Below are 11,014 nucleotides of genomic sequence, written 5' to 3' on the forward strand. Positions count from 1 at the left end.
CATGAACAAAAACGCATCCCCCAGCGCATTGGTTGTAGAAGGCGGTGCCATGCGCGGCATATTTGCCAGCGGCGTGCTGGATGCGTTTATCGAGCATGACTATCGCCCCTTTGACTTCGCCATCGGCGTCTCGGCGGGGGCCACCAACTTGCTGGCTTATCTCGCCAGCCAGCATGGCCGCAGCCACGAGATCCTGACCAAACTGGCGTGCAGCCAGCAGTTTATGGATCCCCTGCGTTTTGCCAAAGGAGGCAATCTGGTGGATATACACTGGCTGTGGAACACCAGCTGCCGCAAGTATCCCCTCGACATTCACGCCTACCGGGAGACCGGCATCCCCTTCTATGCGGTGGTGACCAATACCCTGACCGGCAAGGCGGAGTACATCCGGGTCAAGCCGGAGAACATGAACGAGGTGCTGCCGGCCAGCTGCGCCATTCCCCTCGCCTCCCACGAATACCCGGAAGTGCACGGGGTACCGATGACAGATGGCGGGGTGGCCGACTCCATCCCGGTGATCGAGGCCTACCGCCGCGGTGCCCGTCACCTGACGGTGATCCTCTCCGAGCCCCTTGGCTACCGGCTCAAGCCGATGCCCTTCCCCTGGATGATCCGTACCCTGCTCAAGACCCGCCCCGCGCTGGCACAGGCGCTGGAGCAGCGGGATCGCAGCTACAACGAGGCGCTCGATTTTATCGCCAATCCGCCGGATGACTGCCAGATCGAGGTGATCGCCCCGGCCGACTACTTCCCCGTCTCCCGTTTCACCCGCGATATCAACAAGCTGGAGATGGGATACGTGATGGGCAAGTGCGCAGGCTATCGGGCCGCCCTGCTCAATTGATAAGGATTTTACAGGCATGACCCGACCTGCCGCGACGCACGCGCCGCCAACACAATAACAATCGGGTCAGTTGAGCAACATGAGTCATAAAAACAGACCGTGGCGAGGCAAGCGCGGCCAGAACCGATGCCAGACATCCTGACCGGCCCGCTCCTCATCCCTATGCCAGGGCATCTCACCCTCATACAAGGTGTTTATTTATGTCGTTTCTTCTCACCCATCCCGCGCTGGCGCAGCTGTTCGAGCGGCTGCTGCCCGATTACCGGATCATGGCGCCCGCGGCCGAATATCGGGGCGGCCGCTTCTCCGACACCGACAACGTCACCTACCACAGCATCCGCCATCCGGCCGATCTGGTGTGGCAGGAGAAGTCCCACTTCTCCCCGAAAGAGGTGGTGCTCCCCATCACCCAGACCCTGTTCCACTTCGACAATCTGGAGCTGCGCGAATCAAAGGTGGAGGCCAAGCCCACCCTGCTGTTCTTGCGCAGCTGCGATATCCACGCCCTGCGCAGGCTGGATCAGGTCTACCTGAAAAATGGCCAAAACAGCGACGTCTACTACGCTCGGCTGCGCAGCAAGCTCAAGCTGGTGCTGCTGGAGTGCCGCGAGAGCTTCGAGAACTGCTTCTGCGTCTCCATGGGCAGCAACGAGACCCAGGACTACGCCGCAGCCATTCGTCTGAGCGATGAGGGTGCCCGCATCGAGGTGAAGGATCCCGAGCTGCTCGGCTACTTTGCCGAACTGGGTGAATCCGATGACTTCACCCCGGAATTTGTCCAGAGCAATCCGGTCAAGGTTCGCACCCCGGACAGCGTCTGTGACGACCCCCAGCGGATCCGCCAGATCCTCACCGCCCATCCGGTCTGGGCCGAGTACGACAGCCGCTGCATCGGTTGCGGCCGCTGTACCACCTCCTGCCCGACCTGCAGCTGCTACAGCGTGCATGACCTCACCTATGCGGAGAACCCCAAGCAGGGCGAGCGCCGTCGCCAGTGGGCCAGTTGTATGGTGGATGGCTTTAGCGACATGGCCGGTGGCCACGGTTTTCGCGCCAAACATGGCGAGCGCCTGCGTTATCGCGCCCTGCACAAGGTCAACGACTACAAGGCCCGTCAGGGGGAGGAGCACATGTGCGTCGGCTGTGGCCGCTGCGACGATCGCTGCCCTCACTACATCTCCTTTAGCAACATCATCAACAAGATGACCAATGTGGTCGAACAGACCATCGCAGCCGACAACGCGCAGGGGACGAACTGATATGTGCCAGTGCCAGCAAACCGCAACAGCAGAACCGCAGCAGGACGTGGTCGAAAACCGCCTGCTGCCCAAGGCCTACACCATTCTGGCCATCGAGCGCCACACCGAGCTTGAGTGGAACTTTCGTAATTCTCCCGCGACTTTGATGTCCACTACGGTCAGTTTGTGGAGATCTCCCTGCCCACCGTGGGCGAAGCGCCCATCTCGGTCTCCGACTATGGCGATGGCTATGTGGATCTGTTGATCCGCAAGGTCGGCAAGGTGACCGATGCGCTGTTTGCCCTCGATGTGGGCGACAAGGTGTGGATGCGCGGCGTCCACGGCAACGGCTATCCGCTGGAGACCTACCGCAACCAGCACCTCATCGTGGTGGCGGGCGGTACCGGCGTCGCGCCGGTCAAGGGGCTGCTGCGCCGCTTCAGCAAACACCCGGAAGAGGTGAAGTCCCTCGACATGATCCTCGGCTTCAAGAACGAGCAGGCGGTGCTCTATCGCCACGAGATGCCGCTCTGGGCCGAGCAACAGAACCTCATCGTCACCCTGGACGAGGGCAAGGAGAGCGAGCAGTTTCGCATTGGCCGGGTCACCGACTACATCGACCAGCTGGATCTCTGTGACAAGGAGGATATCCAGGTGATCGTGGTCGGCCCCCCCATCATGATCCGCTTCGTGGTGCTCGCCTTCCTCGAACGGGGCATCCCCAAGGATCGCATCTGGGTCGACTACGAACGCCGCATGGCCTGCGCCGTGGGCAAGTGTGGCCACTGCCGGATGGGCGACACCTATATCTGCGTGGATGGACCGGTCTTTCGTTTTGACCAGGCCCAGCATCTGATCGACTGAGGGAGAACACCATGAGTCTCGATATCGACATCATCAAGGCCCGCGCCAAGAACGAATACCGCCTCTCCAAGGTGCGCGGCGAAGCGATGATCAGCGTACGCATTCCCGGCGGGATCATGCCCGCCCACCTGCTGGCAGTGGCCCAGCAGATCGCCGAACAGTATGGCAACGGCCTGATCCACCTCACCACCCGCCAGAAGCTGGCGATGCCCGGCATCAAGTATCAGGACATGGACAAGGTCAACGCCGCCCTCGAACCCTTTATCAAGGAGATCGAGGTGGAGACCTGCGGCATCGAGGTAGAAGACACCCAAGCCGGTTACCAGACCATCGGCGGGCGCAACATCGTCGCCTGTCAGGGCAACACCATCTGCCAGAAGGGCAATATCGACTGCACCGGGCTGGCCCAGCGGATGGAGAAACACCTCTACCCCAACCCCTATCACCTCAAGATGGTGATCGCCGGCTGCCCCAACGACTGCGCCAAGGCCAACATGGCCGACTTCGGCATCCTCGGCATCGCCAAGATCCACTTCAATGCCGAGCGCTGCATCGGCTGCGGCGCCTGCGTCAAGGCGTGCAGCCACCACGCAGTGGATTGCCTCGCCATCAAACATGGCAAGGCGGTCAAGGAGGAGAGCAAGTGTATCGGCTGTGGCGAGTGCGTGCTGGCCTGTCCGACCCTGGCCTGGCAGCGGGATCCCAAGCAGCTCTACATGGTCAAGCTGGGGGGACGCACCAGCAAGAAGACCCCCCGTACCGGCAAGCTGTTCCTCAACTGGGTCACCGAAGAGGTGCTGCACGCGGTGATCAAGAACCTGTTCGAGTTCGAGGCCGAGATGCTGGATGGCAAACCCATCTATCTACACATGGGTCACCTTATCGACCGGGCCGGTTATCACAAGTTCAAGGAGCGGGTGCTGCGCGGCGTCACCCTCAACCCGGAAGCCATGGTCGCTGACCGCATCTTCTGGGCCGAAGATCAGTACGTCGCCAACATGCACGTCAAAGCGGTGCAATAGGAAAAACCTCGTTTGGGGAAGCGTGATCAAGTGGCCGACACCGGTGGGGATCTGTCGTTGGCCCGGGCGTAGATCACCCTTCCCCTTTTTTATTCCCGTCGGGGGATCTTTCCCCCGGCCATCCGGGGTGCGTCACGGCGCGCCCTGCTATCTCGCCCGGCGCGGCATTGCGAGCGGGCCAGCATCCGGAGCCTGTTATGGACTTTCTCCCTCTCTTCTGTCAGCTGCAAAACAAGCCGGTCCTGATCGTCGGCGGCGGTGAGGTGGCGGTGCGCAAGGCGCGCCTGCTGCTCGATGCCAAGGCGAAGATCACCATCAATGCCCCGCATCTGGAACCCCAGCTGATGAGCTGGGCCGAGCAGGGTCGCCTGACCGTCTGCGCCGCCGATTTTCATCCCAAACTGCTCGATGGCAAGTGGTTGGTGATCGCCGCCACCAACCAGCCCGAGGTCAACCAGCAGGTCTTCAACGAAGCGAATCTGCGCCAGATCTTCTGCAATGTGGTGGACTCCCCGGCCCACTGCAGCGCCATCATGCCCGCTATCATCGACCGCTCGCCGCTGATGGTGGCCATCTCCAGCGCAGGCGCGGCGCCGGTTCTAAGCCGCCAGCTGCGGGAAAAACTCGAAGCCATGCTGCCGCAACACCTCGGCCAGCTCGCGGCGCTGGCGGGCAAGCTGCGCGAGCGGGTCAAACTCATTCCGGACAAGCTGGCCCGCCGCCGCTTCTGGGAGCGACTCTTTAGCCACGATCGCCTCGCCCGCCAACTGGCCCGCGACCAGCAACAGGCAGCCGAGCAGAGCGTCGCAGAGCTATTGAATGAGCCGCTGCAGAGCAAGGGAAGCGTGACCCTGGTGGGAGCGGGCCCCGGCGATGCGGGGCTGCTCACCCTAAGCGGTCTGCAGCAGTTGCAGCAGGCGGATGTGGTGGTCTATGACCGGCTGGTCTCGCAGGAGGTGTTGGCGCTTGTTCGCCGGGATGCCGAGCGGATTTTTGTCGGCAAGGAGGCGGGCCGCCACTGTGTGCCCCAGCAGGCGATCAACCAGCTGTTGCTGGAACAAGCGCAGCTGGGCAAACAGGTGGTGCGGCTCAAGGGGGGCGATCCCTTTATCTTTGGCCGGGGTGGCGAGGAGCTGGAAACCCTGGCCGAGGCGGGCATCCCCTTCTCGGTGGTACCGGGCATTACGGCAGCCTCGGGCTGCGCTGCCTACAGCGGCATTCCCCTCACCCACCGCGATCACGCCCAGCGGGTGCAGTTCATCACCGGGCACGACAAGGAGGGCAATATTGCCCAGGAGTGGTCGGCGCTGGCGGCCCCACGCCAGACCCTGGTGTTCTACATGGGGCTGGCCCACGCCGGCCGTATTCAGGATGCGCTGCAAACCCACGGCATGCCCGGCCACACCCCGGTGGCGCTGGTGGAGCAAGGCACCCAGCTCAGTCAGCGGGTGGTGCGCGGCGAGCTGCGGCAGTTGGCCGAACTGGCCCGTCAGGTGAAGAGCCCGAGTCTCATCATCATCGGCTCGGTGGTCACTCTGGCCGACAAGCTGGACTGGTATGGGGAAGCCAACGCCATCCACGGCATCTAACCCCGCACGGCGATCAACCAATGTAGACAACAAAACAGAGAGCGGCCATGCCGCTCTCTGTTTTTTGCATCAATGACCAAGCCGTGGCACGGCGCGTCTGTTACTCGAGCCGGATGGGGCCGGTGTTCTGAACATCGCTGTCATTCCAGTCGCTCTCATCGCGAATACGCGGATCCCCCTGCAAGGTGTAGAGGATGGTGCCCTGACGAAACTGCAGCGCGCCATCGGCCCGTTTCGCCTTCACCTTGACCCCGTTGACCCACACCTGCTCCTTGCCATCCACCTGAATATTGGCCACCGTGGCGCCTGTCTCGCGGTTTTTGGCGATCCACTTGCCCTGATAGGGCGAGTCCCCCTTGGCCATCGGCAGTGCGGCGGCCTTGCCCGCCGACCAGGCGTGCACGGTGCAAAAGCCGTGGGCCCGGCGATCATGTTTGATGACGTAATCCAGGGTGGGTTCGCTGGCGGGCAGATCGAAGGTGATCCCGATGACCACCTTGCCGCTCGTGGCCGAATAGGCGGCGGGCGCCAGCGTTTTCAGGGTCGCCTTCTTACCATTGATAAAGACGTTGCCCCCTTGCGACTTGACCCGAATATCGGTGGGACAGGTGGCGCTGAAGTTGGGCAGCGCCGCGAGGGCACTGCCGGCATGGGCGGTCATGGCCAACATGACAAGGGTCAGCAGAGCAGGTTTTTGATTCATAGTGATACGCCTTCAAAAGAAGAGAACCTCGTCCGTGAGCGGTGTCGTTCCTGATGGCGGCACTCTAGCTTGACCCTCTCGGGCTACCCAGTTAAAAAAATAAAACCGGTCAGTGGAATTATTAATAAATATAAATATTTAAAATCAATGAGTTGAGAAAAAACCTTACAAACAACACGTATCTGCCAAGCAATAAAAAAGCCGATAACCCGGTTATCGGCTCATTGCCCATGCAGAGGCTGGTGCCCGATCAGACCACCACGGCGGTGCCACTGATGCTGACCATCAGCATGCTGCCGTTTTGCCCCACCACCTCGTAGTCGATATCGATGCCGACCACCGCATTGGCGCCAAGGGCAGCGGCACGCTCTTTCAGCTCATCGAAGGCGATCTCGCGGGCACGGGCCAGCTCTTTTTCATAGGCGCCGGAGCGGCCGCCGATGATGTCGCGGATCCCGGCAAAGAGATCCTTGAAAATGTTGGCGCCGAGAATGGCTTCGCCAACCACGATGCCGCGGTATTCACGAATGGTTTTGCCTTCCAGCGTGGGGGTCGTCGAGAGGATCATCTTGAACTCCTTGAGTAGCAGAAGGGCTCAGACTACCCCAACTGCCCGAAAATCCCAACCGAGGGGTGACCTGTACGACGCCGTCCTTAAAAATCACGACAGCCAGATAAAAAACACCGCGCACGGGGCGCGGTGTTTGTTTCAAAGGGCCATTGCCAACGGCAAGCCGTCACGGATTGTAAGAGACCACCGAGCCACTGAGGCCGGTCATCTGGGAGATCCGCCCCTGCATCCCCTGCAGTTTGGCCTTGGAGACATCCGGCCCGATAAAGACCCGGTTGAGCTGCCCCTGCACCGGTGTGCGCGGCGAGGTGTGGGCAGAGTAGCCAGCCGCCCGCAGCTTGCTCACCAGCGCGTTGACGCTGTCGACGTTCTTGAAGGCGCCAAGCTGGAGGATCCAGCTACCCTGTGCCGTTGCCGTAGCAGGCGCGGGTGTGGTCGGCTGGGTCATCTTGCTTTCAATCAGATCGTCGAGGGACTTGATCTGACCCGCCTGCGGCTTGGCCGGTGCGGGCGACTTGGCCACTTCAACCGGTTTGGCTGGCGTCTGCTTGGGTGCAGGCTTGGGCGGTTCGACCGGCTTTTTGGCCACCACTTCCGGCTTGGGCTGTGGCTTGGGCTGGGCATTCTGTTGCTGCTGGACCGGCGCCGGTGCGGCAGGGGTTGTCGCCGGCTGCGCGCCGTTGCCCTGACCGGCGAGGGTCATAGGGTCAGCCACCTCTTCCACTTGCCACTGTTGGGCCGCAGAGGCCTGTTGCTGGCTGGCCAGATGATCGGCGGGCAGGCTGCTGGCTGCCGAGACCTGCAGTGCAGGCTTGGCAGGCTCCAGCTCGGGGCGCAGCGGGATCTTGGCAAAGGCCTCCTCCTTTTGTGCCAGCTTGTGACCATCCAGCAAGTCCGGCAGGAAAATAACAACCAGGGCCACCAGGATGACGGTGCCCACCAGACGGTTTTGAAACTTCGAGGCCAAGTTGAATCCTACCTTTACGTAACTCAATATGCGATTTGGCTCCCCGCCCGAAGGCCGGGGAGCCGGGGTGTGGCCTAGACGGCGACACCCGCCAGAATGTCGGCGACAGTGTAAAACGAACCAAACACAATGACCATATCGTCCGGACTCGATGCGGCCAACGCTGCCTGATAAGCGGCGCTGACATCATCAAACTCTCTGGCAGGGCCCTTTCCCTCCCCAAGCGCCGCAGCCAGCTGCGCAGCAGTTGCGGCGCGCGGGCCGGTGAGGCTGGCCAGATACCACTCGCCGATCAGACCATCGAGTTCGGCAAGGGAGCCCGCCATGTCCTTGTCTTTGAGCATGCCGACCACGGCGCGGCGCACACCCGTGCAGGGCATCTTGCGCAATTGCGCGGCCAGATAGGCCGCCGAATGGGGGTTGTGAGCCACATCGACGATCACCAGCGGCACACTTTGCAACTGCTGCATCCGGCCAGCCAGTCGGGCATTGGCAAGCCCGTCACGAATGGCGGACTCAGGCAGCGGCAAGCCGAGGGATTCCAGCGCCGCCAGCACGGTCACCGCATTCATCAGCGGCAGCGCCGGTTTTGGCAGATCCCGCCACTGGTTGAGGCCGTGATAATCCCAACCGCTCTCGTGCTCATCGCCACGAAAATCGATACCGACCTGACGCAGGTTGGCGCCAAGACGCAGTGCTTCACTCGCGATAGTCGCAGGCGGATTGGGCTCGCCACTGATGGCGGGTTTACCGGCGCGATACACCCCAGCCTTCTCCACCGCCACCGCTTCCCGGGTATCACCCAGCCAGTCGCAGTGATCAAGGGCAATGGAGGTGATCATCGCCACATCGGACTCCACCACGTTGGTGGCGTCGAGCCGACCACCCAGTCCCACTTCCAGCAGCAGCACATCGGGGGCGGCGCGGCAGAAGAGCCACAAACCGGCCAGGGTGGCGAACTCGAAGAAGGTAAGGGCAATCTCGCCGCGAGCAGCTTCCACCTCGGCAAAGGCGGCGCAGTGATCGCTGTCGGGCAGCTCTTGCCCGTTGACCCGCACCCGCTCGGCAAAGCGCAGCAGATGGGGCGAGGAGTAGACGCCGACCTTATAACCTGCGGCCATCAGAATGCTGGCCGCCATGGCACAGCTGGAGCCCTTGCCGTTGGTGCCCGCCACCGTGATCACCTTGAACGGCAGCTGGGTAAGCCCCATACGCCGGGCGACAGCACCGACCCGATCCAGCCCCATGTCGATATTGACCGGATGGATCTGCTCCAAATAAGAAAGCCAGTCGACAAGCGACCGGCTTTGGGATTGTTGCATGTTTGAACTCATCTTCACTCTTCGATGACGTGAGTATTCAGCATTTTGGCGAGCAGGCTGGCCAGACGGTTACGCATTTCACGGCGATCGATGATGATATCGATGGCACCCTTTTCCAGCAGGAACTCGGAGCGCTGGAAGCCTTCCGGCAGTTTCTCGCGCACGGTCTGCTCGATAACGCGCGGGCCGGCAAAGCCGATCAGCGCCTTGGGCTCGCCCACGTTGATGTCACCCAGCATCGCCAGACTGGCAGAGACGCCCCCCATGGTGGGGTCGGTCAGCACGGAGATATAGGGCAGGCCGGCTTTGGACAGACGGTCCAGCGCCGCACTGGTCTTGGCCATCTGCATCAGGGAGAACAGCGCTTCCTGCATGCGAGCACCACCAGAGGCGGAGAAACAGACCAGACCGCGGCCTTCCTTGATGCACTCCTCGACGGCGCGCACAAAGCGGGCGCCGACCACGGAGGCCATGGAGCCACCCATGAAGGAGAATTCGAACGAACAGGCGACAACCGGTACCCCTTTGAGGGTCCCTTTCATCACCACCAGCGCATCTTTCTCCGCCGTCTCTTTCTGAGCGGCAGACAAACGATCCTTGTAGCGCTTGGAATCCTTGAATTTCAGTACATCCTGCGGCTCCAGCTCGGCACCGATCTCGGTACGACCCTGCTCATCGAGGAAGCTCTCGAGACGGGCGCGGGCGCTGATGCGCATATGATGATCACACTTGGGGCACACTTCGAGGTTGCGCTCCAACTCTGCCCGGTAGAGCACCTGTTCACAAGCACTGCACTTGGTCCACACCCCTTCCGGAATGTTGTGACGACGGGGCGCAGTGATCTTGCTCTTGGGAAGAATCTTCTCAAGCCAGCTCATGGAATTCCTTAATGCTTTTGTGCCTGACAAAACGCATCGAGCCTAGATTGTTCAATGACTTAATAGCTCGATGGCAACAAATGACGGGTCATTAAACCACAATTTTTCGGGCGCAGTTACTAAAAACTGGTCGTACCCGGTGCCGAGTCCGGCAGCCACAGCGGGCCAAGCGGCAACTGCGGCAGAGCAAACTCGGCCGGGTAATCCACGTCGACCAGATAGAGGCCACCGGCCTTGGCGGTCGGTCCGGCCAGATTGCGATCCTTGGCAGCCAGCACCTCGGCAATCCACTCCACCGGTTTGAGCCCCTGCCCCACCAGCAGCAGGGAGCCGGTGATGTTGCGCACCATATGGTGCAGGAAGGCGTTGGCCTTGATGTCGAGCACGATGTAGGGGCCGGAGCGGCTGACACACAGATGGGTCACATTGCGCCACGGGGTGTTGGATTGGCAGGCGACGGCACGGAAGGTGCTAAAGTCGTGCTCCCCCAGCAGGCTCTGGCCCGCCTGGTGCATCAACTCGGCATCGATGGTCTCGTGGTAGTGGCTGACGCCACTGCCGAGGATCGCCGGCCGGTAGTTGTGGTTGTAGATGACATAGCGGTAGCGACGGGCGGTGGCGCTGAAGCGGGCGTGGAAGCTCTCGTCCACCTGCTTGACCCAGCGCACGGCGATATCCGGCGGCAGGTTGGAATTGAGCCCCAGGGTCCAGGCCCCTTCGGCACGGTTCGCCTCGGTATCGAAGTGGATCACCTGACCGGTCGCATGGACACCGGCATCGGTGCGTCCGGCACACTGGATGGAGACAGGGTGGTTGGCGATCCGGCTCAGAGCCGTCTCCAGTTCAGCCTGCACGCTGATCACTTCACGCTGACGCTGCCAGCCGAAATACCGGCTGCCGTCATATTCAATACCTAGGGCAATTCGCATGGATAAACTTGTCTTGTTGTGAAAACGCAGTGAAAGAAACGGGGCGGATTATACGCGCTCAGCCCGAAAAGTCCCACCACGCACGCA

11 protein-coding genes are annotated in these 11,014 nt (G+C 61.5%); 5 read left to right on the plus strand and 6 right to left on the minus strand.

The window, feature by feature from the left end; translation table 11 throughout:
- Position 1: 1 nt before the first annotated feature.
- From ACTG20_RS14490 to cysG, 5 genes are all read left to right on the plus strand, one after another.
- The gene (locus ACTG20_RS14490) at positions 2 to 844 is read left to right on the plus strand and encodes a patatin-like phospholipase family protein (protein WP_194496233.1); all 843 of its coding nucleotides are present in this window, start codon (positions 2 to 4) and stop codon (positions 842 to 844) included.
- A 200-nt stretch (positions 845 to 1,044) separates the two neighbouring features.
- Positions 1,045 to 2,103 (plus strand): anaerobic sulfite reductase subunit AsrA, encoded by a 1,059-nt coding sequence (asrA, locus tag ACTG20_RS14495; RefSeq protein WP_194496232.1) that lies wholly within the window; start codon positions 1,045 to 1,047, stop codon positions 2,101 to 2,103.
- A 165-nt stretch (positions 2,104 to 2,268) separates the two neighbouring features.
- Positions 2,269 to 2,946 carry an anaerobic sulfite reductase subunit AsrB gene (gene asrB, locus ACTG20_RS14500; RefSeq protein ID WP_440008028.1) on the plus strand — a complete coding sequence of 226 codons (678 nt, stop codon included), beginning with the start codon at positions 2,269 to 2,271 and terminating at the stop codon, positions 2,944 to 2,946.
- Positions 2,947 to 2,957: 11 nt separating this feature from the next.
- Positions 2,958 to 3,968, plus strand: coding sequence for a sulfite reductase subunit C (gene asrC / locus ACTG20_RS14505; protein WP_058056676.1), 1,011 nt, complete (start codon positions 2,958 to 2,960; stop codon positions 3,966 to 3,968).
- Between the two features lie 197 nt (positions 3,969 to 4,165).
- Positions 4,166 to 5,557 (plus strand): siroheme synthase CysG, encoded by a 1,392-nt coding sequence (gene cysG / locus ACTG20_RS14510; RefSeq protein ID WP_194496230.1) that lies wholly within the window; start codon positions 4,166 to 4,168, stop codon positions 5,555 to 5,557.
- Between the two features lie 100 nt (positions 5,558 to 5,657).
- Here the strand turns inward: cysG and ACTG20_RS14515 are convergent, their stop codons facing one another.
- The 6 genes from ACTG20_RS14515 to truA all read right to left on the minus strand — a co-directional run bounded on the left by ACTG20_RS14515 (position 5,658) and on the right by truA (position 10,927).
- A complete protein-coding gene (locus ACTG20_RS14515; RefSeq protein ID WP_064338209.1) occupies positions 5,658 to 6,260 on the minus strand; it encodes a hypothetical protein in 603 nt (200 codons plus the stop codon).
- A 250-nt stretch (positions 6,261 to 6,510) separates the two neighbouring features.
- A complete protein-coding gene (locus tag ACTG20_RS14520) occupies positions 6,511 to 6,828 on the minus strand; it encodes a heavy metal-binding domain-containing protein (protein WP_005333757.1) in 318 nt (105 codons plus the stop codon).
- 169 nt (positions 6,829 to 6,997) lie between these two features.
- The gene (gene dedD, locus ACTG20_RS14525; protein ID WP_194496229.1) at positions 6,998 to 7,798 is read right to left on the minus strand and encodes a cell division protein DedD; all 801 of its coding nucleotides are present in this window, start codon (positions 7,796 to 7,798) and stop codon (positions 6,998 to 7,000) included.
- A 74-nt stretch (positions 7,799 to 7,872) separates the two neighbouring features.
- On the minus strand, positions 7,873 to 9,132 hold the full coding sequence (gene folC, locus ACTG20_RS14530; RefSeq protein ID WP_194496228.1) for a bifunctional tetrahydrofolate synthase/dihydrofolate synthase: 1,260 nt from the start codon (positions 9,130 to 9,132) through the stop codon (positions 7,873 to 7,875).
- 2 nt (positions 9,133 to 9,134) lie between these two features.
- The gene (gene accD / locus ACTG20_RS14535) at positions 9,135 to 9,998 is read right to left on the minus strand and encodes an acetyl-CoA carboxylase, carboxyltransferase subunit beta (RefSeq protein WP_042053089.1); all 864 of its coding nucleotides are present in this window, start codon (positions 9,996 to 9,998) and stop codon (positions 9,135 to 9,137) included.
- A gap of 119 nt (positions 9,999 to 10,117) precedes the next feature.
- Positions 10,118 to 10,927: a tRNA pseudouridine(38-40) synthase TruA gene (gene truA / locus ACTG20_RS14540; RefSeq protein ID WP_040066446.1), complete on the minus strand. Its 810-nt coding sequence runs from the start codon at positions 10,925 to 10,927 to the stop codon at positions 10,118 to 10,120.
- Positions 10,928 to 11,014: the final 87 nt, after the last annotated feature.

The organism is Aeromonas sp. 84A, assembly GCF_051919345.1.
GTDB lineage: Bacteria > Pseudomonadota > Gammaproteobacteria > Enterobacterales > Aeromonadaceae > Aeromonas > Aeromonas veronii.

Excerpts from the sequence above, each read along its gene's own strand:
- ACTG20_RS14490 (WP_194496233.1), top strand. The coding sequence starts at position 2 with ATGAACAAAAACGCATCCCCCAGCGCATTGGTTGTAGAAGGCGGTGCC.
- asrA (WP_194496232.1), top strand. The coding sequence starts at position 1,045 with ATGTCGTTTCTTCTCACCCATCCCGCGCTGGCGCAGCTGTTCGAGCGG.
- asrC (WP_058056676.1), top strand. The coding sequence starts at position 2,958 with ATGAGTCTCGATATCGACATCATCAAGGCCCGCGCCAAGAACGAATAC.
- cysG (WP_194496230.1), top strand. The coding sequence starts at position 4,166 with ATGGACTTTCTCCCTCTCTTCTGTCAGCTGCAAAACAAGCCGGTCCTG.
- ACTG20_RS14515 (WP_064338209.1), bottom strand. The coding sequence starts at position 6,260 with ATGAATCAAAAACCTGCTCTGCTGACCCTTGTCATGTTGGCCATGACC.
- ACTG20_RS14520 (WP_005333757.1), bottom strand. The coding sequence starts at position 6,828 with ATGATCCTCTCGACGACCCCCACGCTGGAAGGCAAAACCATTCGTGAA.
- folC (WP_194496228.1), bottom strand. The coding sequence starts at position 9,132 with ATGAGTTCAAACATGCAACAATCCCAAAGCCGGTCGCTTGTCGACTGG.
- accD (WP_042053089.1), bottom strand. The coding sequence starts at position 9,998 with ATGAGCTGGCTTGAGAAGATTCTTCCCAAGAGCAAGATCACTGCGCCC.
- truA (WP_040066446.1), bottom strand. The coding sequence starts at position 10,927 with ATGCGAATTGCCCTAGGTATTGAATATGACGGCAGCCGGTATTTCGGC.